The following is a 23,888-nucleotide window of genomic DNA, read 5'->3' as shown; positions in this document are numbered from 1 at the left end:
TCGTTTGCAACAGCTCATGAAACACGATCGCCGCAGGCGGACCGCCGGGCGGTCTGTTTCACGAGCGACCACCTATGAAACACCGCCCACAGCCGCTGGCATGCCTACGCCGACACCATCCCCAAAGCAGTTCGATCACGACTTACGGCTGCCGTGTCTGAGCGGGCTGGCTCGCTTTCGCGGAGCTGTCTTCGAAGATCCCGAGTTCGGATGGCTACGCTGGATGCGCAAGCTGGGGGAGGTTGCGATTTGTATGGGTGACGGGCACGGGCCCGGACGGTCTGAGCAGGAGGACCCGCTCGGAGCCGAATGGGAGAGGCACCGGCCCGCGGTTTTCGGTGTGGCCTACCGACTGCTGGGGAGTGTGGCCGATGCCGAGGACGTGACCCAGGACGTGTGGCTGCGGGCGGCCGGAACGGACCTACAGGACATCGATGATCTGCGGGCCTGGCTGGTGACGGTGGCCGCGCGACGGTCGTACGACATTCTCAAGAGCGCCCGTTTCCGCCGCGAGACCTATGTCGGGCCGTGGCTGCCGGAGCCGCTGCTGACAGGGCCGGACGCGTCGCAGCCGGTACTCGTCGACGAGTCCGTCAGTTCGGCGATGCTGCTGATCATGGAAGAGCTGAGCCCGCCGGAGCGGGTGGCCTTCCTCCTGCACGATGTGTTCGGCCTTGAGTTCGGCCGGATCGCCGAAGTGCTGGACGTCTCCGTGCCGGGTGCCCGGCAGCTCGCCTCACGGGCACGACGGCGCGTGGCTCAAGCGAAGCAGTCCACGCCGCAGGCGTCGAAGGCGGAGCGCGAACGCGTCCTCATGCTCTTCCGCGCTGCCTACGAGGCCGGGGACCTGGCCGGCCTGGTCAGGCTCCTGCACCCGGACGCCGTCTACGTCACCGATGGCGGCGGCAAGGTTTACGCGGCACGCAAGCTCATCCACGGCGGTGAGCGCATCGCCGAGGTCATGGTGCGTGTGGGGCACCAGTGGCACCCGGATCGCATCGACTTCGCCGAGGTCGGCGGCGAGCTCGCCCTCGTGTTCCGCCGGGAGGGCCGGGTCCACTCTGTCGACACGGTCCAGATCGCAGACGGTCTGATCACCGCGTACCGCAGGGTCATCAATCCCGACAAACTTGTGCGCGTCTGAGCTGTCACACCCTTAGGGGCTACCTCGTCTCCCTGATGAGAACGCAAAACGGGCGACGAAGGAATACACGACAGCAGGTGGGTCGATCCTGCAGAACGGCATACATCCACCTGCTGCGTCACCCCGATGACGAGCCGCTGTGAGTCCTGCGTGTGAACAGGCTGCGCGCTCGAGTCGCCCCTCCCCAGTGAGGACCTGTATGCAAGCCATCACTGTGCGAGACCGTAACGCCGGTCTTGCCGGAATGTCCCTGACGGACATGCCCTACCCCCATGCGGCCGAGAACGACGTCATCGTGCGGGTGCGTGCCGCCGGCTTCACCCCTGGCGAGCTGGACTGGCCCGCCACGTGGACCGATCGCGCCGGCCGCGACCGGACGCCGAGCGTGCCCGGACACGAGCTGTCCGGTGTCGTCGTAGAGCTGGGGTACGGCACCACCGGCCTGAGCGTCGGACAGCGGGTGTTCGGCCTGGCCGACTGGACCCGCAACGGCACGCTCGCCGAGTACACCGCGGTGGAGGCACGCAACGTCGCCCCGCTGCCGGCGGACATCGACCACACCGTGGCCGCCGCGCTGCCGATCTCCGGGCTGACCGCCTGGCAGGGCCTGTTCGACCACGGCCGCCTCACCACAGGCCAGACCGTCCTGATCCACGGCGCCGCGGGCGGCGTCGGCTCGATCGCGGTACAGCTCGCGCGCGAGGCCGGCGCCCGAGTGATCGGCACCGGCCGGGCCGCCGACCGGGACGGGGTACTCGGTCTCGGCGCCGACACCTTCGTCGATCTGCAGACTGAGAAGCTCGAGGACGTCGGCAAGGTCGACGTCGTGTTCGATGTGATCGGCGGCGACATCCTCGACCGCTCGGCCGCGCTGGTGCGCGCCGGCGGCACGCTCGTCACCATCGTCATGCCGCCCAAGGTCCAGCCCAGGGACGGGCGGGCGGTCTTCTTCGTCGTCGAACCCGACCGCGCCCGGCTCGCCGACCTCGCCACACGGCTGAGGGACGGCCGGCTCAAGCCGCTCGTCGGTGCTGTGCGGCCGCTCGCCGAGGCACCCGCGGCGTTCGCTCCCGGCAGGCGCATCCCCGGCAAGACGATCATCCGGGTCACGGAAGACTGAGTAGGAGAGCCATCGTGATTGGAACGCGGATTGCCGGTGGCCTTCTGGCTGTCGGCCTGGTGGCCACGGTCACCGGATGCGCTTCAACAGCAGAGCCCGCAACGAGCAAGGCGTCAGTCGCCGCCGCGAAACCTGTGACTGCCAAGGCGCCGTCCGCCGCCGCGGTTTCGAAGCCACCGTCCGAAACCCTGACGCCTCTGCTCACACAGGCGCTTCCGAACGTCAAGGGCAAGACGTTCACCTCGGCGATCGTCACCCTCCCGCCGACTGCACGCGCGATGCCGCACCGGCACGGCTCGGCGTTCGTCTACGCCTTCGTGCTCGAGGGCACTGTTCGCAGCCAGGTCACCGGCGAGCCGGTGCGTACGTTCCATCAGGGCGAGAACTGGGTCGAGCAGCCGGGTGCCCACCACCAGCTCACGGAAAATCCCAGTCAGACGGAACCGGCGAAGCTGCTGGTCGTCTTCGTCTCCAACACCGGAGAAGAGCTCAAGGTCAACGACCCGGGCTCATAGCCCTGGGCACGCAGCGGGCGGGAACACTCCGCACGAACTCTGCCCCTGCCGGAACACAAATCCCGCCACCAAGACGCGCCCGAAGGGCGCGGCGCAGACCACCAAAGAATCAAAGGAACCATGACCAACCACCAGCGCGTCAACATCGGCGAGCAGCACCCGGCTGCCTACAAGGCCCTCATCGCCCTGTCGTCGGAGGTGGAAGAGGCCGCTGCCGCGGCGGGCCTCAACCCGCTCCTGGTCGAGCTGCTGAGGATCCGCGCCTCCCAGATCAACGGCTGCGCGTTCTGCCTGCGCATGCACACCCGCGCCGCCCTCAAGAAGGGCGAGAATCCCGACCGGATCGCCGTGCTGCCCGCCTGGGCAGAGACCGACTACTTCTCCGAGACCGACCGCGCCGCCCTCCGCCTGACCGAGGCGATCACACTCGTGCCGGACGGACACGTCAGCGACGCGGACTTCGACGCCGCCGCGGCCGTACTCACCGCAGACCAGGTTTCCGCCATCGCCTGGCTGGCAACCGTGATGAACGCCTTCAACCGCGTCGCGATCACGAGCCGGTACCCCGTCGGCGGCTGACCTCGACGGTGACACCGGCCCGTCCGGTTGTCTCGGCTCCGGAATATTTGCACTAGTAACAGGATGTATGTAATGACTTTCGACGATTCATCCCTGCCGCCGGTCCTTCCGGAAGATGCCGCGGCCCTCGTGGCCGCGGTGGCAGGTTCGGTTCTGCTGCCGGGCGACGCGGGATACGACGAGGAACGCGCCGTCTTCAACCTGAATCACGAGCTGGTGCCCGCGGTGATCGTGGTGGCGGAGAGCGCTGCCGATGTCCAGGCCGCCGTCGCGTTCGCGGCAGGGCAGCACCGGCCGGTCCTGGTGAAGACCACCGGCCACCAGATGGTCGGCCCGGCGCACGGCGCCGTCGTGATCGCGACCCATCGGATGAATGACGTGGCCATCGACTCGGTCGGCCGCACGGCCCGGGTCGGCGCCGGAGCGATATGGTCCGAGGTCGTCGAGAGGGCGGCCAAGGACGGGCTGGCCCCGCTGAACGGGTCGAATCCCACGGTGGGAGTCTCGGGTTACACCCTGGGCGGCGGCCTCAGCCCGACCCTCGGCCGCTCCCACGGCTACGCCGCCGACCATGTGCGCTCGCTCGAGGTGGTGACCGCGGACGGCGAACTGCGGCATGTCGACGCGGAGTCCGAACCCGAACTGTTCTGGGCGCTGCGCGGCGGCAAGGGTAACTTCGGAGTGGTCACCGCGCTGGAATTCGCCTTGTTCCCGGTGCCCCGCCTCTACGGCGGCGGCATCTACTTCCCCGGTGAGCGGATGGCCGACGTGCTGCGCGCCTGGACCGCCTGGCACCCCGGCACACCGGAGACCATGATCTCGTCGTTCGCCGTGCTGCGGCTGCCACCGCTGCCCGAACTGCCCGAACCGCTACGCGGGGCGTTCGTGGTGTCTCTGCGGTTCGCCTACAACGGCACGGCCGAGGACGGCGAGCGGATGATAGCGCCGCTGCGGGCAGTAGCTCCGGCGGTCCTGGACACCGTGAGGGACATGCCGTACGCCGAGGTCGCGTCGATCCACGACGAGCCGACCGAACCGTTGCCCTACTACGAACGGGGCATCATGCTGCGGGAGTTCCCCGCGGAGGCGCAGGACAAGCTGGTCGAACTCGTCGGCCCGGGCTCCGAAACGACCCTGTGGATCGCCGAACTGCGTGCCCTGGGCGGGGCGTGGGACCGGGAGCCGGCGGTGCCCAACGCCGTGGCGACCAGGGGCCTGCCGTACAGCCTCCTGGGCGTCGAGGTCGGTCCGCTGTCGGAGGAGCAGCGGCTCAAGGAGTCGGTCGCCGCGCTGCTCGACGGAATGGAGCCCTGGCGGGGCGACCGGCGGCTGGTGAACAACCTCGCGCCGGATGAAGCGACCGACGCCGCCGCGATCTACGGCCCGGAGCGCTACGAGCGCCTGGCGGCCGTCAAGAAGACCTACGACCCGGCCAACATGTTCCGGATCAACCACAACGTGGCGCCGGGCGCCTGATCAGACACTGGCCGACCGGGCGGGGCCGGACGTGATCAATTCGTCGATCATGTCCGGCACCACCGCTCTCGAGTAGAGCCAGTCCTGCTCGGTGTCGCAGCCGATCCGGCGCCGGGCGGCCACCAGCTCGGCCAGGTCGCTGGAGGTGATCCCGGGCTCCAGACCTGCGTCGATACGGTCTTGTCTGCGCCAGTTGCAGCTGGTCTGGTCGCTAGATCGGCGGCCACTTGCTGCACGGTGCGGTCCGCCTTCAGCAGGTCCAGGACTCTGCGACGGAACTCGGGGGGATCTGACCGCCTTGAAGTGACACGATGCCTGCATGCAGCTTGATCAAACCCTTGTCGACGCAGCCATCGCACAGATGGATCGACGATGGCCGGCTGATGAGCCAGGTGGTGCTGCCGCCGTCTACTTGGAGGACGGGAAGATCCTCACCAGCGTCGGCTTGGACAACCTCAACGGCGGAGTGTCCCTGTGTCATGAGACCGATGCCATCTGCCAGGCCTACACGCTCAACAAGAAGGTCACTGCCTCGGTGTGCGTTTATCGGGCTTCCGACCGTGACCGCGTCCTCGTCCTTCAGGTCAGTGCACTACGGGTGGCGAGCATGGCTCCGTACAAACGAGCGGTCGCTGATTCGAACCCAACACCGCCCGCCAGGTGAGACCCGCCTGCGCCGATCTTGCTCATACGGCCTGGGCTCTTCAGCGCATCGCGTGCCGGCGGCGGCCGCCGGACCTTGTCGCCCGTGCCCGACGAGTCGTGACCTAGATCACACGCGGTCCCTGTCAGGGATCGCATGCATGGCCGGTTCAGGGGGGTGAAAGCAACCCCGCATAGGAGCGAGCCATGAAGCACCGCATCGTCGTCCTGGGAGCCGGGTACGCCGGAGCCAACACCGCCGGTCGCCTCGCCAAGCGGCTGCACCGCGACGACATCGAGATCACCCTGGTCAACGGCGACCCGGAGTTCGTCGAACGGGTACGCATGCACCAGCTCGCGTGCGGTCAGGATCTGCAGCCTCGCCCGCTGCGCGACCTCTACGCGGGCACCGGCGTACAGGTCCGGACCGCGCGGGTCACCGCTGTCGATGTGGAAGGCAAGACCGTCGACCTCGGCGGTGAGACCCTCGCCTATGACACCCTCGTGTACGCCCTGGGCAGCGCCGGCGCCGATCACGGCGTCCCTGGTGTCGCGGAGCACGCCTACAACGTGGCCGGCAAGCAGGCCGCTCTCCGGCTGCGGGCGCGCCTGAGCGAGGTGAAGCCCGGTGGGACCGTGCTGATCGTGGGCGGCGGCCTGACCGGTATCGAGGCGGCCACCGAGATCGCCGAAGCCCACCCGGACCTTGAGATCGCCATCGCCGCCCGCGGCCGCGTCGGCGGCTGGCTCAGCGACAAGGCGCAGCGCCACTTGCGCGGGGCCTTGGACCGGCTCGGCATCACGGTCCACGACGCTGTCGACGTCACGCGCGTCGAAGCGGACGGCGTGGTCACCGGCGCAGGCAGCAAGATCCGGGCCCAGGTGACCGTGTGGACCGCGGGTTTCACCGTGCACCCGATCGCGGCAGCCACCACCCTTGAGGTGTCCGACACAGGCCGGATCGTCGTCGACGCCGGCATGCGATCGGTCTCGCACCCCGATGTGTACGCGGTCGGCGACGCCGCGCTCGCCGAAGGAGCGGGCGGCAAGCCGCTACGGATGTCCTGCGCCTCGGCGAACCCGATGGCCTGGCTGGCCGCCGACGTCATCGCCGCGCGCTTGACGGGTCGCAAGGTTCCCGAGACCACGATCGGCTACTCCTTGCAGTGCATCAGCCTCGGACGCCGCGATGGGATCGTCCAGCGCGTGACCCCCGACGATCAGGTCACGTCCACTGTCTTCACGGGCCGGACCGCCGCCCGCATCAAGGAGATGATCTGCGCCAGCGCGGCCTGGAGCGTCTCCCACCCCACCATGATGTTGCCGAGCCGCCGCCGCCACCTCGCCCTCACGGGCGAAGTGGAGACCCGACCCCTCACGCGGTCATGACGAAGGGCGTTGCGATCGCCTGGGTCGCGCCGGGCGCCCCGTGCGTACGCTGGTGGCATGAGCGCGCAACCACAGGAGCTCACTCCTGCAGGTCCTCTTCCAAAGCAGAATCTGCGCGCAATTCGTAGGGCTGTGGTCGTGCCGCAGGACCGAGATGGGTTCGACTCAGGTCTTGACGTCGTCCTGGCTGAGGTCCGCGCGAGTCCGGACCCCTGGGGTCGAGCGGAAGCCGATCGTCAGCGTGGTCTCCCCCTGGTCCGAGAGCACGGCGATGGATGCTGATGGCAGAGTGAAAGTCTGGTACCGGTTCGTACCGCGTGAGGGATGGCCGCAGTTCGACCAGGAAGGCGTGTGGGCGACCCCGCTCGGCGGGGATCTCGCACAGGTGGACAACGTCCCGTTCTTCGTCGACGGCGCTGCCGAGGGCGACATCGTGCGGTTCACCATGGACGCCGATGGCGTCCGATGGGTTGAGGAACGCGTCGAATGGTCCGGTAGGTGCACAATCCTCGTGCTGCCGGTCCGTGGGGGACCGAAGGCGACCGCCAACGCGGTGCACGAGGTATTCGCTCCGTTGGGCATCGGAGCGGAGGCGTACAGCGCGGATTTCCCGCTCGTCGCTCTCAGCGTGCCTTCCGATGCCGACGTCCGGGCCGCAAAAGCGCAGCTGAACCGAGGCGTGGAGGCGGGATGGTGGGACTACCAAGAGGCCTGCGTCGGGGATGCCTGGCGTACGGCATAGCGCCGGGCACGTCCTATCATCCAGGGCGGTCACCGGGTGACGACCGGAGTGGACGAGGCTGGACGGTGGTGGACGATGAGGACCTAAGGCCCAGTCCGGGGCGGGTGGCGTACTCGCGAGGCCGCCCCCGGTCGACGACGGCGGGACGTGGCCGAGTCCCGGGTGTCCCGGCCACGTCCGGCCGCCCGCTCGGATCGGGACGGCGGCGCCGGGGGTGTGATCAGCTGGCCTCGCCGGTAGGCATGATCGTGACTTGCTGAAGGTTGACCCGTGCCGGCTGGGAGGCGAGGAAACCGACGGTGTGGGCGACGTCCTCCGCCGTCAGCCACTCCATCGTCTGCTTGGAGCCCTCCAGCCACTCCAGCGCCCCGGCGTCGGTGACGTGGCTCTGCAGTTCCGTACCGACGATGCCCGGCTCGATCGCCGACACCCGCACCTTCTTCGGGCCCAGCTCCATACGCAGGTGCCGGGACAGGTGCGAGACATAGGCCTTGGTGGCCGAGTACACGGCGAAGTTCGGGAAGAGGTTCTGCGCGGCGATCGAGGAGGTGTTGATCAGGTCGCCGACGCCGCGTTCGGCGGCCGCCTCGACCAGCTGGGGAACGAACGCCCCGATGGCGTTCATCAGGCCGGTGATGTTCAGGTCGATCTGGCGCTGCCACTGGTCGCCGGCCAGCTCCTGGATCGGAGCCGGGAGCATCACGCCTGCGTTGTTGAAGAGCAGGTCCGCGCCGCCCAGGTCGTTCTTCACGCGGCTGGCGGCGGCGCGTACGGCTCGGGCGTCGGTCACGTCGGCGGCGATCGCCAAGGCGGTGCCACCCTTCTCTTCGATGCGGGAGACCAGCTCGGCGAGCCGGTCCTCGCGCCGGGCCAGCACGGCGACCTTCGCTCCCAGCGATGCCAGGTGCTCAGCGGTCGCTTCACCGATGCCGCTGGAGGCGCCGGTCACGACGGTGACACGGCCGGCAAGCGGGGCGACAGAGGTCTGCGAGGTCATGGAGGTACCTTCCGTGGAACTTTCGGGCGGTGGTCCGTTCATCCGGGCCGCCCATCCAGCACACCACCGCCGGACCCACCGCCAAGAGCACCTGCCGTACCCTGCCGAGACTGGTACCGGCAGGGCCACCCACACCGGAAACGCCGCACATGCGAGACGTCACACTGGGGGTATGGACAGCCGAAGCGAGCTCGCCGACTTTCTTCGTATCCGGCGTGGCCGCCTGAAGCCTGACCAGGCAGGGCTGCCCGAGGACGGCCGCACGCGCCGGGTTTCGGGACTGCGTCGCGACGAGGTCGCGCGGCTCGCCGGGGTGAGCACCGAGTACTACACACGGCTCGAACAGGGCCGGGCCGGTAACCCTTCGCCCGAAGTCCTTGAGGCTCTTGGCCGGGCCCTGCACCTGGACGCGTCCGAGACGGAACACATGCGTGATCTGCTGAGCCGGCCGAACGCCGCCGCTCGCCGCGCCCACACCGGCCCACAGCGTGTCCGTCCAGGCCTGCACCTGATGCTTCGGACGTTGCAGCACGTGCCGGCATTCGTCCTCGGCCGGCGGACCGACGTCCTGGCCTCCAACCGACTGGCCCGGGCCGTCCTCACCGACTTCGACGCCCTGCCCGTGCCGGCCCGCAACCTGGCCCGCTACTATCTGCTCGACCCCTCCGCCCGGCAGACCGTCGGCGACTGGGAACGCATCGCTGCCGAAACCGTGGGAATCCTTCGCCTGGAGGCCGGGCGCCGGCCCCACGACCGGCAACTCGCAGACCTGGTGGGCGAGCTCATGCTGCGGTCACCGCACTTCACCACCTGGTGGAACGATCACCGGGTGCTACGGTGCACCCACGGTGCGAAGCTCCATCATCACCCCGTCGTCGGTGACCTGCATTTCGTCTTCGAGTCCTTCCCGGTTCCCGGAGACGCGGAACAGACCCTGTACGTCTACAACGTGGAACCGGACTCGCCGACCGAACAGGCGCTGCGCCTGCTCGAGTCCTGGAACGCACCCGCCCCTGACCGGGAATCGGCCCGGCCCGCGCCGCCCTCAGGCTGATGCCGCACAAACCCTCGGCCTCGGCAGGGGCTGTCATTCCCAGTGACGCTTTCCGTGACGCTCGATTATGTGAGCCGGGCCGGGGTCTCGCTACTTCGAGGCGGCCCGCACATGCTTGCGAATGTGCTCCGCCCAGGTCTCCGGAGAGTCGACGGGGCTGAAATGCCCTGTGTTCTCCATGATGTGCAGGTCGTAGTCGCTGTAGTAGTCGTCCAGCGTGTCGTTCCATTCCACGGGGAAGAGCGCATCGCTGTCCGGCCACAGGATGGTGACATTCTTCGAAAACCTGTCACCCGGCGCCGGTTTGGTCTCGTTGGCGTAGTAGGTGATGGGGTTGCCCTCGGGGTGGCGGAACCACATCGCGCTGGCCAGGAATGCGCCTGGTTCCGAGTGATTCCCGGTGAGATGGTCGAGGAGAGCGTCGACCGCGGGGGAGCCGGGGGGCGACCAGCTCACCAGATTCTCCCGCAGCACGGCACGGACGGCTTCCGGCTTTCCGTCGATCAGGTCCTCGACCAGGCTGGTCTTGTACATGATCGCGTGGAGGAAGGCGTTGACAGCCTTCTCCTCCAGGATTCGCCGCCCGACGCCCATGGTCGGCGGTGCGATGACCAGGGAGTGCGCCAGGTCCGGGCGCTTCATGGCGAGAGTCTGGACGGTGAAGCTGCCCACGTCGTACCCGCACAGCACCGCGTTGCTGATGCCCAGTTCGTCGATGAGCGCGATGACACCGTCGACCTGGCCGCTGAGTGAATAGGCGTTGCCGACGTCCTTCAGGTGTTTGTCGGATTTCCCGTACCCGCGCAGGTCCGGGGTCACCACGTCTGCAGTGTCACCCAGAAGCGGCACCACGCGGGAAAACTCCATGTGATCTCCCGGGTTGCCGTGTATGAGCACAACAGGTGTTCCGTGGCCCGAGCGTTCGTAGAAGATTCTGAAGCCCTGTCTCGCCTGCGAAAAAGGCATGGAATACGCCTCCGGTCGCCTCTCGGTGACTGCCCGGAGATCAGCGCGGCCTGAGCGTGGACGCTGATCCTGCCTGGTTGTCTCCTCAAGAACACTGTGGAGCGTGCTGCGATACCACGCATCGGGGGTTATTCAGGATTTTGGTGCCTTCAGCGCCGAATCTTGGGCATGTGGAGACCAAGGAGTCCCCGCTTCTCGGATGCGGGACCGTTCGTTCTGCTGTGGTCCGCTGTGCGGGCGGTGCCCCACTAAGATCGCATCCCGTGCCTCCGAATGGCTTTTGGCGGATTATCAGGATTGTTTTAGTAGGTCTGGTTCTTGCGTCGGCGGTCGTGGGGCTGGTGCTCGGCGACGCTTGGCTCTGGGCTGCCGTCGAATGGTCGCCGCCGGCCGTTGCGGAGTTCTACATACGCGGCGGGTTCGACACCCCTACGGTTGTGGCGCTGCTCGTGGCCGCTCTCGTGAAGGCCGCGCTCCTGTGGCTGATCCTGCGTGCCCCGGCGCCGGGCCCGCTGGACCGCCGGGCGAAGGCACTGCGCCGGCTGCTGTATCTGGCGGTGGCGTACGCCCTCGTGCTGCGGTATCCGATCGCGCTGCTCCCCGACGCGGTCGATGCGGCATTCCAGCTCGCGTTGTGGACCGCGATCGACGTCCTCTATTTGCTCGTTATCCGCTGGCGGTCCCGCATGCTGCGCGCGACGGCCGGAGCCGTCTTCGCGGTCGAACTGGCCGCGATGGCCGACGTACTGCTCGACGAACTCGACCTCCCAGAGCTGGGATCGGGCTACATCGTCGTACTGGGCTTGATGCTGGGCGGAGTGGCGGCGACCCTCATCACGCTCGTCGGGCAGCGCCGCGACGGCCGCTGGAGCCGCGGCACGCAGACCGCCGGATGGCTGTCAGTGGGTGTCTACGCGCTGGTGTTCCCGCTCGACGTCTTCGGAAGAATGTCCGGCGGCGATATGACGGTGCCGGTCATGGTGGACGCGCTGGGATACGTCGGCACCGTGTGGATCGCGGCGACCGCCCGTGAACTGCCCGAGGAGGGCCGCCCGGCGGACCTGCCGCCCGCGCGGCGGCGCGTGATCCGCGTCGCGGTGACGGCCGTGGCCGTACTGCCGATCATCGCACTGATCCACCCGGAGGCTACCCCGCACCTCACCTACACCGGCTGGTCGATGGACTGCTACGACCGGCCCAGCTTCGGCGACCTGAAACCTGCGGAACGCGACGCCGCGTTCCTGTGCCGGGCGCGGAGCACAGAGGGCGGAGTCCCGCCCATGTTCCCGGACAGCCTGTCGGACCAGGAGATCCTCGCGTACGGGCGGGCGCTGTGCCGGGCGAAGGACCACGACGAGCAGCAGGCGCTTCTGGCGCGGGCCGGGAGCGCGTCCGCGCGCAGCGCGGACCAGTGGGACCTCGTCTACGTCTGCCCGGAGATCGTCGGCGCAGCCCATCCCGAGCTGCTGTGGTCGACCACGGAGGCGGAGGCGGCGAACGCCGCCTACATCGCCGAGAAGAACGCGAAGTGCCGCGACCCGTGGCCCCGGACGAAGGGCGTCGTCCAGGCCACGGCCAACTACTTCCTGTTCGTCGACGGCGATCCCGGCTATCTGGTCCACGACCCCGAAGACGAGGCGGCCGACGAGGCGGAGGAGCAGGCGACGGGCAAGGTCTACGATGACAGCACCCGCGTCGGGGTGGCCGACAGCGCGGTGCTCATCGGCCATGTCGCAGACGTCGCCGACGTTTGTCTCACAGTGAAGGCCTTCCGCACCCCGCCGCCGCAGCGGACGGCCGGATGGGATCAGGTCAACGAGGTGTCGATCGTCAGCCGCAGCGGCAAGCTCACCGTGCCGGAGATGGGCGAGGGCGGAGAGGTGGGCGCGGGTGCCCCGATGCCGAACCTGGCGATCGCGGGGAAGGGCCGCTACCGGCTCCGTGTCTACGTGCGGGTCGACGATGCAGAAGAGGAGCAGCACCTGGTCGTCGTCTTCCCGGGCGCGTCGAGGAAGAGGCTCAAGCTGAAGCCGCGACCTGTTGCGGGGCGCGCGCTCTCCTTCAACAGCCCTTCTTCGGGCGGTCGGAGGGCGGTGGCCCGCGGCGCCGGCGGCCGATCATAGGCAGAGCTGTGGTCGTGAGTGCCATACGCCGCGAGCCGGGCCCGGGGCCGTTGGTGCGCGGCCGTGTCAGCGGCCGGGGTGGACGAGGCCGCATTCGTAGGCGAAGACCACGGCTTGGACGCGGTCGCGGAGACCCAGCTTGCCGAGGATGCGGGTGACATGGGTCTTGACCGTCGGCCCGCTGAGGAAGAGTTCCGCGGCGATCTCCGCGTTGGAGCGACCTCGGGCGATGAGCCGCAGTACCTCGAGTTCGCGTGGGGTCAGCGTCTCGAGCCCGGCAGGCCGGTCAGAGCCCGGCCGCGGGCGGCGGACGTAATCCTCGATCATCCGCCGGGTGATCTCCGGTGCCAGCAGCGCCTCGCCCGCGGCGACCGTACGGACGGCCCCGGCCAGCTCGCGCGGCGGAGCGCTCTTGAGCAGGAAGCCGCTCGCCCCGGCCCGCAGCGCCTGGTAGACGTACTCGTCCTCATCGAATGTCGTGAGGATGAGGATGCGCGCCCGGCAGGTGCCGCCGTTCAGCAGATGGCGCGTCGCCTCGATGCCGTCCAGGCGTGGCATGCGGATGTCCATGAGGATGACGTCGGGCTGCAGCACCGACCCTCGGTCGATGGCCTCGATGCCGTCGACCGCCTCGCCCACCACCTCGATGTCGTCCTGACCCTCCAGAATCGAGCGGAAGCCGCCGCGTACGAGGGCTTGGTCGTCGACGAGCAGGACTCTGATCATCGCTGGCCCGCCTCCAGCGGCAAGCGCGCCGTCACGGTGAAGCCACCGCCGGGCGTGGCCGCCGTCTCGAGTGAGCCGCCATAGAGCCCGACCCGTTCGCGCATCCCGATCAGGCCGTGCCCGACGCGGTTGGCGCCTGCTCCGCCCGACCCGCCCGCTCGCCCGGTGTCGCGGACGCTCACCTGTACGGACTGGTCGTCGTAGCGCAACCTGACGTGCGCGGTGGTCGGCGCGGCGTGTTTCAGCACGTTGGTGAGCGCCTCCTGCACGATCCGGTAGACGGTCAGGTCCACACCGGGTGGAAGCGGGCGGCTCGAACCCTCCACGGTGAGCTCGACGGGCAGGCCGATCGCGGCCATGTGGCCGACCAGTTCGGCCAGATCGGCCGTGCCCGGCTGCGGCTTGAGCGCGAGCCGGGCCCGTTCCCCGCGCAGCAGGCCGAGCATGCGCCCGAGTTCCCCGACGGCCTGCCGTCCGGTCTCCTGGACCGAGCGCAGCGGGGCTCGCGCCTTCTGCGGGTCACGGTCGAGCAGGTCCTCGGCGGCGCCCGCCTGGACCACCATGACGCTGACGCAGTGGGCCACGATGTCGTGCAACTCGCGCGCGATGCGGGCGCGCTCCTCGGCGAGCGCGGCTCGGATCGCTCCCTCGCGCTCGGCCTCCAGCCGCCGGGCCCGGGCGCGGTCGTCGGAGTGGCTGCGGGCGCGGGCACGCAGCACCCGGCCGGCGACGAAACACACCGCCAGAGGCACCGCGACGAACGGGATGTTGCCGACAGTGCCGGACTCGGGGTTGCGCAGGAACACGACGACCAAGCCCACGCCGACGGCCGCCAGGCCGATGAAGGCCCGCGCCGACTCGCTGTGCCGGGCCACCGAGTAGGTGGCGACCAGGATGGGCAGGAAGTCGCCCCACAGTGTGACCGTCAGCGGCGTCACCAGCATCGGCCCGGCGATCGCGACCGCGATGATGACGGCCGTGGCGAGCGGCGTCACCCGGCGCAACGCCAGGATCGAGGTCGCCACCAGCGTGGAGGCGACCACGGCCGGCATCGGGCCGTACGGCGTCGAGTTGTCGAGATGGAACGAAAGGTCGGCCTGGGCGAAGCCGGTGATCACAAGGGCGAGCAGCGCGTCGGGGAGCAGCCCGGCCGGTCTATGCCGCAGCCACGCACGCGTCGGCGACTCCACCCGCGACTGGGCCGGGTTCGTCACGTCCATCACAACCGCAAGTTACCTACGGGCGCGCTCGCGTGGCGTCATCCGCAGGTCGCATTTCCGGCCGCGTGGTTCGCGACCGGGGTATCGACCGGTGCCGACCCCGGTACGACGACGCCGCGGGTGTGCAGGGCCGACGCTGAGGACGCGCAGCCGGCGGACGGCCTTTGCGCACAGCGCCTGGCGCTGCGAACCATGGAGGAGACCATGACCGTGAACATGAGACGCCTCGCGGGGTCGGCGCTCGTCGTCGGCACGATCGTCACGTTGGCGGGTTACCTCGCCGCCAACCTGCTCGCGCCGGGCAACGGCGACGAGGTGTTCCGCTACCAGAACTGGCCGCTGTTCGAGGGGATCGCGCTGGTCGGGGACGTCGTCGTCGCGCTGGGACTGCCGGTGATCCTGACCTTCGCCGGGCGTGCGCCGAAGCTGCACATGGCCGGCTACGCCGGGGTGTTCGCCGCGCTGGTGATGCTCAATGTCGGCGAGGGCACCACTGAGGCGTTCGTCAAACCGTATCTGGCCGGCCACGGCGGCATCCCCGCGCAGGAACCGCCGGGTTTCGCCGCCTTCGAGGGGGTCGCGCTCCTGGCGCTGGTCGTCGGCTCGATCTGCCTCGGCATCGCCGTGCTGCGGGCGCGGACGCTGCCGTGGTGGATCGGGGTCGCATTGATCGTCTCGTGCCTCCTCGGCGCCCTTGGGCTGCCCGGGGCCTGGTTCCTGGTGCCCGACGGCGTCTTCTTCGCGGCGCTGTTCGCCATCGGCGTCTTCGCCGTGCGGGGACGGACGGACCATACCCCCGCGACGGCCGGGCAGCCGGCCGCCGGGACCCGGGGCTGATCTTCTCGTCCCGCTGCGGGGGAGTTCGCGGTACGGCTGTCCGGGTGTGAGCCAGGGATACGTCCTCAGTCGTAGGTGGAGATCTCGATGAGGTTGTGGTCCGGGTCGCGGATGTACAGGCTGGTGATCGGGCCGAGCGCGCCGGTCCTGGGAACCGGGCCCTCCTCGATGGTTACGCCCGCGGCGGTCAGATGGGCGGCCACCTGATCCAGAGGCGAGTGGGTGATCAGGCAGAGGTCGGCGCTGCCCGGCACGGGGCGGAGGGCGTGTGGCCGAATCTCGGTTCCGGCCTGGTGCAGGTTGATCTTGCTGGAGCCGAAGACGAGCGCGTGGCGGCCGCCGCCGAAGGTCACCGGCTCCATGCCGAGGGCGTCCCGATAGAAGTCGATCGTCCGGGGGATGTCGGCCACGGTCAGGACCAGGTGATCGAGGCTCGCGATGCGGACGGCGAATGTCTCCTTGACGGCCTCCCAGGCGGCCGGTGGCAGCAGGTCCCGGTTGCGGGCGAAGAACGCGTGGAGCGCGGTCCCGTGTTTCGCGCGGATCTCCGGGTTGTGCCGGGCGACGTCGATCTCGTTCGCGGCCGTGATCAGGATGAACGCCCGGAGTTCGGCGGCGGAGGGGTCGACCCGCCGGCCCGTGAACCGGTCCGTGAAGCGCAGTGCGGGATAGGTGGCGGCGCGGTCGCACGAGGCGTAGAGGTACACCAGCGCCTCGGCCGGGGCCCCGATCACCTCGGCCAGCGCGGCGCGATCGGTGAGGTCGAGGAGCCGGTGGCCGAAGCCGTCCGTGCCGTAGGCCGCGTGACACAGGCCGGCGAGCTGCACCTCTTCAGGCGCGTCCCAGTCCTTGAGCTGGGCGGCGACGCGGTGCAGATGCTCCAGGAGCGTGCCGCCGGGGTGAGGGAGCCCGGCGGCGCCCTTGGAGGCGAGGAATGCGGTCGAATCCGTAAAGGTATCCGCTGACATATTCGCCTTGTATACACCGGCGGGTGAGACCGTCCCCGGCGCGGGGCCCTGATGCGGAGGTCCGTTTCCGCGGTCGCCGGGGCGGCAGCGGCCGCCACGAGGCCGAGCCGGAGGAGAGCACGGGGGCCGCCGATCTGATCCTTTCAGACGAGGACCTCCCCGCCGTGGACACGCGTGCCTGGTCAGGCGCCTCCGCCGGACGGAGCGAGCCGCGACCGGTACCGGGTCCGATCAGCGCGGGCGTACAGTCCGAGCGGTCCAGGATTTCCGGGAACGCCCGCCTTCGGCCTCGTCGCGGACGACCGGAAAGCCGGCCGAAGAACGCCGGCGGGACCGGGACGCCCGACAGCGACGACGCTCACTGGAGGCGTGTGATGACGCCCGCTCATCCGGCCGTTCACCACGGTGCTCGTTATGCCGCCGCACGCGGAAACACGGCCCGAACGCGGGATCCTGCCCTGCACCGGCAGATTCTGTTCCTGATCGTCGCGGGAGCGTTCGCCGTGCACGCCAGCGGGCTCGGCAACGGCTTCATCTATTTCGACGATCCCGAGGGCGTGGTGGACAACGTCTCCATCCGGGATTTCAGCGCGACCAACATCGGCCACTGGTTCACCACGCCGCTGCAGTTCATGTACACGCCGCTGGTGTACGTGTCGTACGCGATCGACTATCTGTTCGGCCAGGGCGCGATCGGCATCTACCACTTCACGAACCTGATGCTGCACCTGGCCAATGTGGTGCTGGTGTTCCTGCTGTTCCGCCGGCTCACCGAGCGCGCTTTCGTGGCCTGCTTCGTCGCGGGGGCGTTCGCGATCCATCCCGTGAACGTCGACACGGTCGCCTGGATCTCCGCCCGCAGCAACCTGCTGGCCACGCTCTTCTCCCTGGCCGCGATCCTGGTCTACCTGCGATATGTCAGGTCGCTGCGCCGGCAGCCGCTGGCCTGGTCCGTGGTCCTGTTCGGGCTGGCCGCGCTGTCCAAGTCGACCGCCGTCGCGCTTCCCCTGGTGCTGTTCCTCGTGGACCACGTGCAGGGCCGCAGGCCGAGCCGGCGGCTGTTCCTGGAGAAGATCCCGTTCGCCGTCATCGCCGCGGTCACGGTTCTCGTCGCGCTGAACGTGCGGCAGGACGTGGTCCCCCCGCAGGGATACACCGTTGCCGACCGGATCCTCCTGGCCTGCTCGGCGGTGGTCAACCACCTGGTGCAGGCGGTCTATCCGTTCCACCTGTCCCTCGCCTACGCCTACCCCCACAAGCCCTTCCCCTGGTACCTCTACGCCTTCCCGCTGGTGCTCGCAGCCGGGGGCGCCGCTTTGTGGCTGGTGAGGCCGGCGCGCAGAATCGTCGTCTTCGGGCTCGGGTTCTTCGCGGTCACCATCGCGCCGACCCAGGCCGTGCTTCTCATCGACGGCTACCACGCGAACCGCTACGCGTACCTGCCGTATCTCGGCCTCTTCTTCATTTGCGGATATCTCGCGGACGCGGCGCTCCGGCACCGCGATCGCCGGCTGCGTGCCGGTGCGATCGGGGCGATGGCGGTGTTCGCGGTCCTCTTCACCATGCTGACGGTCATCCGGAACACGGCCTGGCGGAATACGGAAACCATCATGAGCGACGCCATCGCCAAAGAGCCGGGCATCGCGCTGGCCTACAGTAGCCGGGGCATCGCGAGATTCCGCGGCGGCGACTACACCGGCGCCACATCCGATCTACAGCGCACCGTGGAACTCGACCCGGACTTCGTCCTGGCGCACCACTATCTCGGTCTGATCAAGTACTACAACGGCGACTACACCGGGGCGCTCGGCGAGCTCGACTATGAGGTGTCGCGGCTTCCGACCTTCGCGGTCGCCTACAGCGAGCGCGGTAAGACGAAAATCGCGCTGAAGGACTACTCGGGCGCGTACGCGGACCTTTCCACGGCCATCGCCTACGACCCGCAGCAGGCGGAGGCCTACTACTCCCGCGGAGTGGCCGCGATCGGACTGGGTGACCCGCGCGGGGCGATATCCGATCTGAACGCGGCGCTCGGGCTGATCCCCCAGTATGCCGACGCGTATCACCAGCGTGGAGTGGCCGAGTCGCGGCTCGGCGACACCGGCGCCGCCTGCGCCGACTGGAACACGGCGGCGTCCCTCGGCAACCCCGACGCGAACACGTCCCTCAGCGACAACCACTGCACGGGGTGACCGGACGTCCTCGGGGGGCTCCGCTTGACCTTGACACGATGACAAGGTCTTCACTGTGGCCCGAGGAGGTGGTCGCGATGACCATGCCGGAAGACGACACGAACACGTTGCGCGCTCTTCGAGGATTGGAGGACGGCAACTCGTCGGTGCGGCTCAAGGCGGTGCTGGCGGTCGGCACGAACCCGGACCCGCGGCTCGTCGACAAGCTCATCGAACGATGCGCGATCGAGCCGGATTTCTACGTGCGCGACATGCTCACGTGGGCGCTCACCCGCCACTCGTCGGCGATGACGGTTCCGAAGCTTGTGGACGAACTTCGTTCGGAGCGTGCGCAGGCGCGGAGCCAGGCGTTGCACACGCTGTCCAAGATCGGGGATCGGCGGGCGTGGCCGGCGATCACACGGGCGCTGCTGACCGACGCCGACGACGAGGTGGCGCGGAGCGCCTGGCGGGCGGCGGTCGTACTCGCGCCCGAGGAGGAAGAATGCGAATTGGCCGAGGTGCTGGCGGCACAGCTCGGACGCGGCGGGCGTGAGACGCAGTTGAGCCTGAGCCGGGCGCTGATCGGGCTCGGTGAGGTGGTCGTGCCGTTCCTGCGCGGCGCGATGCGGAATCAGGACCCTGGCGTGCGCCGGCACGCGATCGCCACGGAACGGCTGCTGCGCGATCCGGATGCGGGATTCGAGTTCGCGATCGAGGAGGCGAAGCGCGTCGCGGTCCTCGGCACGGCCGGCCAGGAGGGGTGACAGGCGGTGTTGATCGGTGAGGTGGCGAGACGGTCCGGGGTCAGCGCCCGCATGCTCAGGCATTACGAATCGCTCGGCCTGGTGCGGCCGACCGGTCGCAATGAGGCCGGCTACCGGGAGTACTCCAGCGAGGACATCCGGCGGATCTTCCATATCGAGAGCCTGCGGTCGTTGGGGCTGTCGTTGCGTGAAGTCGGGCGCGCACTGGACGATCCCGGCTTCACGCCCTCGGAACTCGTCGACGACCTCGTCAGCCGTACGCGGGAACGCATCGCGGCCGAGACGGAGCTGCTCACGCGGCTGCGCCGGATCGGTGCCGCGGAACCCACCGGGTGGGAGGACGTTCTCCGGATCGTGGCACTTCTCCAGGCCCTGGGATCGGAGAGCGCCGGCAAGCGCCAGCACGCGGCCCTGTCCTCGACCGACGAGGCTCCGGCGCCCGTGGAGGCTCTGGTCGAGGCGGCGTTGAGCGAGACGGACCCGAACGTCGCCGGAACCCTTCGATGGGCTCTGGCGCGATCGGGCGAGGGCGCGGTGGCGCTGCTGGCGGAGGGCCTCGGCTCACCCGTGGCCGAGGTGCGCAAGCGTGCCGTCCAGTCCGTCGCCGAGATCGCGGGCGACGCGGCGACCGCACTCCTGCGGGACGCTCTCACGAACTCCGACGTCGTGGTCCGCAGGTGTGCGGCTCTGGCGCTGGGGGCACGCGGTGCAGCCGGCGCGGTGCCGACGCTCATCGACATGATCGTCGAGGGGGCGAACGACGTCGACGCGGCCGACGCGCTGAGCGGGCTGGCGGCCGATCCCGCGCTGGCGGATCAGATCGCCACCGGGCTCGTCGGCCGCCTCGCCCAGGGCGGCGTCGAATCGTCCGCACGCCGGCGGCTGACACAGGCGCTCGCGGACATCCCGGGGGTCACGACCTCACGAGCCCTGGCGGACCTGTCGAACGACGACGACCGTGCCGTCGCGCTCACCGCGACATACCTGCTCACACTGCGTGGCACGCAATGACGGATCTCCTCCGGGGAGACCGGGTGGTTATCTCAAGGCCGGGGTTTGCTCCCGCGGACATCGAGCGAGCCCTGGCCGAGGATCAGGGACTCCCGGCTGACCGTCTCCCCGTCTGTCCGCACTTGGTGTGGGCCACCGAAGGCATCGGAACGGAGCCGGAACCGGCTCACGTCGTTCACGTCGAGAACGCGCAGCCGCCAATTCCGGCTCGGGGACTCTCCGGTGGGCGGGTGCGCGAGAAGCACGACGGCGGAGGAGTCCCTCGGCGTCTTGTAACGGGTGTGTGCGGCTGTGTACTCGGCGAGCCGGAGCTCAGCCTTCAGCGGTGGGTCGAGATCCTGCCCTGTCCCGAGGTGCGGGAGCGCCGCCCTCTGTGCGGTGACTTCTTCGATCCATCCTCTGGTGGTGTCCGGGAGCAGTTCCGAGCTGGCGACCTGACGTAGCTCATCGGTGAACCAGGGTGCCAGAGCGGGACCGCCGTTCTCGATCCACGTCTCGACCAGGTCGCGGAAGGCTCTCTCGCGGCGTCCGCCTCGGAGGGCGCCTGCGTCCAGGATGTCCGTCCCCGCGCCGACGAGCGCGCCGGCAAGCAGCCGGACGGGGATCCGATCGGCGTAGTGGGTGGCGTAGCCGGCCACGCGGATCTCCAGCATCACGATGTGCACGAGCCTGGCGGCGACCAGGGCCGCGGCCTCTGGCCGCGGTCGCCGTCGCTCAGGTGTGCGGCGGGGCCGTTTCTCACGAGGCGGGGTCCGCTGGTCGGCGGCACGGCCGGCGGTGGAAAGACGCCAGGTCGGGTCATCGAGATACACAGTGCCGCTGGTGGCGCGCAGCCTTCCGCCCGCGCCGACACCGATGACCGTCTCCTCCGCTCGGCAGCGCAGGACGGCTCCCCGCCGGTCGTCGGAGTCGAATCGTACGTCGGTGACATCCTCCAGCAGCAGGTGCAACTCGGGCGGATCTCCCGCCTGCGCGCCGCCGTCGTAGCGGCGCGAGGCGACCAGGACGAGTGACCCGGTCAGTCGTGTGCCGACACGTTCGATCAGCAGGGAGCGGACCTCGGCGGCGGCGAGGTCGTAGTCGGTCGCGAGTTCGAGCGCGGCGTCGGCCGTCAGTGGCATGACCGAGGGAGTCACGTGCCCTTGGTAGTCCCTGGTGCGCAGGGGTCTCGCTACCGGCGGCGGCAGTAACCGTTCCACCGGATGCCCCGCCGCCGCGGCCTGCTCGACCATCCAGCGCCGCCGCTCCGATCCGAGCTCGGCCATCCACGCAAGGGCTGCGCGGGCACGCCGTTCCCGCCCGACAGAGATGCGGGCGGTCGCAGCGTCGAACAGAGGGAAGGTGTTGTTGTCCCACGCGTCCGCGACCTCGTTGATCGTTCGCCGGTCGTACGTCCGCGCGTCTGCCGAGGCCTCCGCGATCTGCGCGAGCGACCTGTCCAGCAAGGAGCCCAGGGCGCCCAGTGCCGTCCCCTGCCTGGTCAACCGGTGTACCGATGAAGGACCGGTTCAGGGCGGCCGGCAGGACGGCGGGGGGTGGGGAAGTCGCGTAGGGGGTGGAACGGGCTGAGCAGCAGGATCGCGACCGAGAGGAGCTGGATGACGGCCATCAGGATCATGGTCTCACGTACGCCGATCGCGCCCCCGAGCAGTCCGCCGAGCAGCCCGCCGAGGGGGATCGCGCCGTAGTTCAGGGCCGAGGTGCTCGCGGTGATCCGTCCGAACATGCCGGCTGGGCAGTAGTGCTGGCGGAAGGTGCTCGTCAGGATGTTCGAGGCCACGATGCCGAGGCCGGTGCCGAAGCCCGCGGCGCCGAACAGCACCAGACCCGCGCCGCCGGTGCCGATCGGCCCGAGCAGAGCCATCGGTGCGGCGAGCGCCTCGCACAGCAGGAACCCCCGCGCCGTTCCGAACCGCGTGGCCATCCGGCCGGACAGTGCGGCGCCGAACAGCCCGCCCGAGCTCGCCACCGCCAGCACGACGCCCACCTGTCCCGCGCCCGCGCCGAGATCCCGGGTGAGAAACACGATCTGGATCGACGAGTAGCCCATCAAGGCGATGTTGGACATCGCGCTGAAGGCGGTGAGCGTGCGCAGGTACGGATCGTGCGCGACGAACCGTAGCCCGTCGCCGATCTCCGCGCGCAGCCGCCGTTTCGCGTCGGTCTCCCGGCGGGTCTCGCGCGTGCGCACCGAACGCAGGCACACCACGGCGATCGCGAAGCTGACCGCGTCGGCCAGCACGCCGCTGACCGCGCCGAACCACTGCGCGAGCAGCCCCGCCAGCCCGGGGCCGGCGATCTGCGCGGCCGATTCGCTGCCCTGGAGCTTGGCGTTGGCGTCCAGCAGCCGCTCACGCTCGACCAGGACGGGCAGGTAGGCCCGGTAGGCGAGGGTGAAGAACACCTTCGCCGCGCCGGCGGTCGTCGCCGCCACGAGCAGGTGCGTCGTCGTCAGCGCACCGAGCCATGCCACGATCGGCACGCTCGCGAACACCACCGTCGACACGGTGTTGCACACCAGCATCACCGGCCGTTTCGGCATCCGGTCCACCCACGCGCCCGCGGGCAGCCCGACCAGCAGCCACGGCAGCCACGCGGCCGCGGTCAGCAGCCCGACCGTCAGGGGGCCGGCGTGCAGTGTCACGACGGCGACCAGCGGAAGCGCGACGCCGCCGACGGAACTGCCGAGCGTGCTCGTCGTCTCGCCGATCCACAACAGCCGGAAGTCGCGAGTCGCCGGCAGCCCGCCGCGTACGTCCGGAGTGGTGGTCACGGCCGGCCCGGCACGGCGCGGACGGTGAGGAAGACCAGATTGCGTTCTTCCCCGTCGTCGGGGACCTCCCGGTCGGCCAGCGAGGAGAACAGGGCGAAAATCTTCTCCTCCAACTCGGCGAGCTCGGCGACCGACAGCCTCGCCCAGTGGTCGGTGGTGAACGCCGCTCGCCGCCACGCCTCCGGATAGCCGTCGCGCTCGGCGAACCACTGCCGTACGAGCGCGGTCTGCCGGTCGAGGACGAGGGATTCCGCCGCCGCGGCCACGGGATCGTCGGGGAAGTCCGACGCCGACCAGCTGAGGACGTCCGGCGACCTGCGCCACCAGCGCTCCCGGCGGTCACGCGCGAGCTCGGGCACCTCCTCGACGAGTTCGCTCGCGGCGAGGACCTTCAGGTGATGGCTGATGTTGCCGACGGCCTGCCCGGTCCTTCCGGCGAGCACCGACGCCGTCGAGGGCCCGTCCACCCGCAGGATGTCGAGCAGCCGCCGGCGCAGCGGGTGGGACATCGCGGCCAGCACCTTCGAGTCGCGCACTTCACGCGTCGGACGATCGCTCACCCGCTCACCCTAGACGTGCAAGAGTTGTTGTGCAATTGCTCTTGTGTATCTGGACGCCCCGTCGCGTGGCCACCTGGACACGCCGCGTTCGCACGTGGTGGGGGACGC

At 69.4% G+C, this 23,888-nt stretch carries 22 protein-coding genes; 14 read left to right on the top strand and 8 right to left on the bottom strand.

The window, feature by feature from the left end; all coding sequences use genetic code 11:
* Positions 1 to 223 precede the first annotated feature (223 nt).
* From sigJ to ACIBK1_RS11245, 8 genes are all read left to right on the top strand, one after another.
* Positions 224 to 1,144, top strand: coding sequence for an RNA polymerase sigma factor SigJ (sigJ, locus tag ACIBK1_RS11280; protein WP_396734151.1), 921 nt, complete (start codon positions 224 to 226; stop codon positions 1,142 to 1,144).
* Between the two features lie 259 nt (positions 1,145 to 1,403).
* A complete protein-coding gene (locus ACIBK1_RS11275; RefSeq protein ID WP_231513716.1) occupies positions 1,404 to 2,264 on the top strand; it encodes an NADP-dependent oxidoreductase in 861 nt (286 codons plus the stop codon).
* 14 nt (positions 2,265 to 2,278) lie between these two features.
* Positions 2,279 to 2,779 carry a cupin domain-containing protein gene (locus ACIBK1_RS11270; protein WP_357033053.1) on the top strand — a complete coding sequence of 167 codons (501 nt, stop codon included), beginning with the start codon at positions 2,279 to 2,281 and terminating at the stop codon, positions 2,777 to 2,779.
* Positions 2,780 to 2,899: 120 nt separating this feature from the next.
* On the top strand, positions 2,900 to 3,358 hold the full coding sequence (locus ACIBK1_RS11265) for a carboxymuconolactone decarboxylase family protein (RefSeq protein WP_030505647.1): 459 nt from the start codon (positions 2,900 to 2,902) through the stop codon (positions 3,356 to 3,358).
* A gap of 72 nt (positions 3,359 to 3,430) precedes the next feature.
* A complete protein-coding gene (locus ACIBK1_RS11260; RefSeq protein WP_396734146.1) occupies positions 3,431 to 4,834 on the top strand; it encodes an FAD-binding oxidoreductase in 1,404 nt (467 codons plus the stop codon).
* Positions 4,835 to 5,153: 319 nt separating this feature from the next.
* Positions 5,154 to 5,498 (top strand): hypothetical protein, encoded by a 345-nt coding sequence (locus tag ACIBK1_RS11255; RefSeq protein WP_396734143.1) that lies wholly within the window; start codon positions 5,154 to 5,156, stop codon positions 5,496 to 5,498.
* Positions 5,499 to 5,683: 185 nt separating this feature from the next.
* The gene (locus ACIBK1_RS11250; protein ID WP_396734140.1) at positions 5,684 to 6,865 is read left to right on the top strand and encodes an NAD(P)/FAD-dependent oxidoreductase; all 1,182 of its coding nucleotides are present in this window, start codon (positions 5,684 to 5,686) and stop codon (positions 6,863 to 6,865) included.
* Positions 6,866 to 7,154: 289 nt separating this feature from the next.
* Positions 7,155 to 7,607, top strand: coding sequence for a DUF4265 domain-containing protein (locus tag ACIBK1_RS11245; protein WP_231513715.1), 453 nt, complete (start codon positions 7,155 to 7,157; stop codon positions 7,605 to 7,607).
* A 220-nt stretch (positions 7,608 to 7,827) separates the two neighbouring features.
* Here the strand turns inward: ACIBK1_RS11245 and ACIBK1_RS11240 are convergent, their stop codons facing one another.
* Positions 7,828 to 8,604, bottom strand: coding sequence for an SDR family oxidoreductase (locus ACIBK1_RS11240; protein WP_396734136.1), 777 nt, complete (start codon positions 8,602 to 8,604; stop codon positions 7,828 to 7,830).
* A gap of 172 nt (positions 8,605 to 8,776) precedes the next feature.
* Here ACIBK1_RS11240 and ACIBK1_RS11235 point away from each other — a divergent pair, with 172 nt between their 5' ends.
* Positions 8,777 to 9,658 carry a helix-turn-helix transcriptional regulator gene (locus ACIBK1_RS11235; RefSeq protein WP_030505642.1) on the top strand — a complete coding sequence of 294 codons (882 nt, stop codon included), beginning with the start codon at positions 8,777 to 8,779 and terminating at the stop codon, positions 9,656 to 9,658.
* Between the two features lie 90 nt (positions 9,659 to 9,748).
* Here the strand turns inward: ACIBK1_RS11235 and ACIBK1_RS11230 are convergent, their stop codons facing one another.
* Positions 9,749 to 10,624, bottom strand: coding sequence for an alpha/beta fold hydrolase (locus tag ACIBK1_RS11230; RefSeq protein WP_396721852.1), 876 nt, complete (start codon positions 10,622 to 10,624; stop codon positions 9,749 to 9,751).
* Positions 10,625 to 10,956: 332 nt separating this feature from the next.
* On the opposite strand from ACIBK1_RS11230, the gene ACIBK1_RS11225 reads away from it, so the two are divergent.
* Positions 10,957 to 12,747 carry a hypothetical protein gene (locus ACIBK1_RS11225; RefSeq protein ID WP_396734133.1) on the top strand — a complete coding sequence of 597 codons (1,791 nt, stop codon included), beginning with the start codon at positions 10,957 to 10,959 and terminating at the stop codon, positions 12,745 to 12,747.
* 66 nt (positions 12,748 to 12,813) lie between these two features.
* On the opposite strand, the gene ACIBK1_RS11220 is transcribed toward ACIBK1_RS11225, so the two are convergent.
* The gene (locus ACIBK1_RS11220) at positions 12,814 to 13,473 is read right to left on the bottom strand and encodes a response regulator (protein WP_030505639.1); all 660 of its coding nucleotides are present in this window, start codon (positions 13,471 to 13,473) and stop codon (positions 12,814 to 12,816) included.
* Positions 13,470 to 14,693, bottom strand: a complete 1,224-nt coding sequence (locus ACIBK1_RS11215) for a sensor histidine kinase (RefSeq protein WP_396734130.1) — start codon at positions 14,691 to 14,693, stop codon at positions 13,470 to 13,472. The genes ACIBK1_RS11220 and ACIBK1_RS11215 overlap by 4 nt, the downstream gene beginning before the upstream one ends.
* A 204-nt stretch (positions 14,694 to 14,897) precedes the next feature.
* On the opposite strand from ACIBK1_RS11215, the gene ACIBK1_RS11210 reads away from it, so the two are divergent.
* Entirely contained in the window at positions 14,898 to 15,530 is a 633-nt protein-coding gene (locus tag ACIBK1_RS11210) for a hypothetical protein (protein ID WP_396734127.1), read from the top strand.
* A 65-nt stretch (positions 15,531 to 15,595) separates the two neighbouring features.
* On the opposite strand, the gene ACIBK1_RS11205 is transcribed toward ACIBK1_RS11210, so the two are convergent.
* Positions 15,596 to 16,498 carry a VOC family protein gene (locus ACIBK1_RS11205; RefSeq protein WP_396734124.1) on the bottom strand — a complete coding sequence of 301 codons (903 nt, stop codon included), beginning with the start codon at positions 16,496 to 16,498 and terminating at the stop codon, positions 15,596 to 15,598.
* A 503-nt stretch (positions 16,499 to 17,001) separates the two neighbouring features.
* Here ACIBK1_RS11205 and ACIBK1_RS11200 point away from each other — a divergent pair.
* The 3 genes from ACIBK1_RS11200 to ACIBK1_RS11190 all read left to right on the top strand — a co-directional run bounded on the left by ACIBK1_RS11200 (position 17,002) and on the right by ACIBK1_RS11190 (position 20,447).
* Entirely contained in the window at positions 17,002 to 18,690 is a 1,689-nt protein-coding gene (locus ACIBK1_RS11200; protein WP_197042385.1) for a tetratricopeptide repeat protein, read from the top strand.
* A gap of 83 nt (positions 18,691 to 18,773) precedes the next feature.
* Complete coding sequence (locus ACIBK1_RS11195; RefSeq protein ID WP_396734121.1) at positions 18,774 to 19,436, top strand: HEAT repeat domain-containing protein; 663 nt, start codon at positions 18,774 to 18,776, stop codon at positions 19,434 to 19,436.
* Between the two features lie 6 nt (positions 19,437 to 19,442).
* Positions 19,443 to 20,447, top strand: coding sequence for a MerR family transcriptional regulator (locus tag ACIBK1_RS11190; RefSeq protein ID WP_030505634.1), 1,005 nt, complete (start codon positions 19,443 to 19,445; stop codon positions 20,445 to 20,447).
* Between the two features lie 32 nt (positions 20,448 to 20,479).
* On the opposite strand, the gene ACIBK1_RS11185 is transcribed toward ACIBK1_RS11190, so the two are convergent.
* The 3 genes from ACIBK1_RS11185 to ACIBK1_RS11175 are packed head-to-tail and all read right to left on the bottom strand — an operon-like array spanning position 20,480 to position 23,780.
* Positions 20,480 to 21,931 carry a hypothetical protein gene (locus ACIBK1_RS11185; RefSeq protein ID WP_396734118.1) on the bottom strand — a complete coding sequence of 484 codons (1,452 nt, stop codon included), beginning with the start codon at positions 21,929 to 21,931 and terminating at the stop codon, positions 20,480 to 20,482.
* Positions 21,928 to 23,220, bottom strand: a complete 1,293-nt coding sequence (locus ACIBK1_RS11180; RefSeq protein WP_396734115.1) for an MFS transporter — start codon at positions 23,218 to 23,220, stop codon at positions 21,928 to 21,930. The genes ACIBK1_RS11185 and ACIBK1_RS11180 overlap by 4 nt, the downstream gene beginning before the upstream one ends.
* Positions 23,217 to 23,780, bottom strand: a complete 564-nt coding sequence (locus ACIBK1_RS11175) for a winged helix-turn-helix domain-containing protein (protein WP_030505631.1) — start codon at positions 23,778 to 23,780, stop codon at positions 23,217 to 23,219. Before ACIBK1_RS11175 ends, ACIBK1_RS11180 begins: the two co-directional genes overlap by 4 nt.
* Between the last annotated feature and the right edge of the window lie 108 nt (positions 23,781 to 23,888).

The organism is Microbispora rosea (assembly GCF_044460045.1).
Classification (GTDB): Bacteria; Actinomycetota; Actinomycetes; order Streptosporangiales; family Streptosporangiaceae; genus Microbispora; species Microbispora rosea.
Note: the sequence above shows the minus strand (reverse complement) of the source record. Positions and strands in the feature narration are given on the sequence as shown.

What these genes read in the sequence shown, in the direction of transcription:
- sigJ (WP_396734151.1), top strand. Translation starts at nt 224, where the DNA reads ATGCGCAAGCTGGGGGAGGTTGCGATTTGTATGGGTGACGGGCACGGG.
- ACIBK1_RS11275 (WP_231513716.1), top strand. Translation starts at nt 1,404, where the DNA reads ATGCCCTACCCCCATGCGGCCGAGAACGACGTCATCGTGCGGGTGCGT.
- ACIBK1_RS11265 (WP_030505647.1), top strand. Translation starts at nt 2,900, where the DNA reads ATGACCAACCACCAGCGCGTCAACATCGGCGAGCAGCACCCGGCTGCC.
- ACIBK1_RS11260 (WP_396734146.1), top strand. Translation starts at nt 3,431, where the DNA reads ATGACTTTCGACGATTCATCCCTGCCGCCGGTCCTTCCGGAAGATGCC.
- ACIBK1_RS11255 (WP_396734143.1), top strand. Translation starts at nt 5,154, where the DNA reads ATGCAGCTTGATCAAACCCTTGTCGACGCAGCCATCGCACAGATGGAT.
- ACIBK1_RS11250 (WP_396734140.1), top strand. Translation starts at nt 5,684, where the DNA reads ATGAAGCACCGCATCGTCGTCCTGGGAGCCGGGTACGCCGGAGCCAAC.
- ACIBK1_RS11240 (WP_396734136.1), bottom strand. Translation starts at nt 8,604, where the DNA reads ATGACCTCGCAGACCTCTGTCGCCCCGCTTGCCGGCCGTGTCACCGTC.
- ACIBK1_RS11235 (WP_030505642.1), top strand. Translation starts at nt 8,777, where the DNA reads ATGGACAGCCGAAGCGAGCTCGCCGACTTTCTTCGTATCCGGCGTGGC.
- ACIBK1_RS11230 (WP_396721852.1), bottom strand. Translation starts at nt 10,624, where the DNA reads ATGCCTTTTTCGCAGGCGAGACAGGGCTTCAGAATCTTCTACGAACGC.
- ACIBK1_RS11220 (WP_030505639.1), bottom strand. Translation starts at nt 13,473, where the DNA reads ATGATCAGAGTCCTGCTCGTCGACGACCAAGCCCTCGTACGCGGCGGC.
- ACIBK1_RS11215 (WP_396734130.1), bottom strand. Translation starts at nt 14,693, where the DNA reads ATGGACGTGACGAACCCGGCCCAGTCGCGGGTGGAGTCGCCGACGCGT.
- ACIBK1_RS11210 (WP_396734127.1), top strand. Translation starts at nt 14,898, where the DNA reads ATGACCGTGAACATGAGACGCCTCGCGGGGTCGGCGCTCGTCGTCGGC.
- ACIBK1_RS11205 (WP_396734124.1), bottom strand. Translation starts at nt 16,498, where the DNA reads ATGTCAGCGGATACCTTTACGGATTCGACCGCATTCCTCGCCTCCAAG.
- ACIBK1_RS11195 (WP_396734121.1), top strand. Translation starts at nt 18,774, where the DNA reads ATGCCGGAAGACGACACGAACACGTTGCGCGCTCTTCGAGGATTGGAG.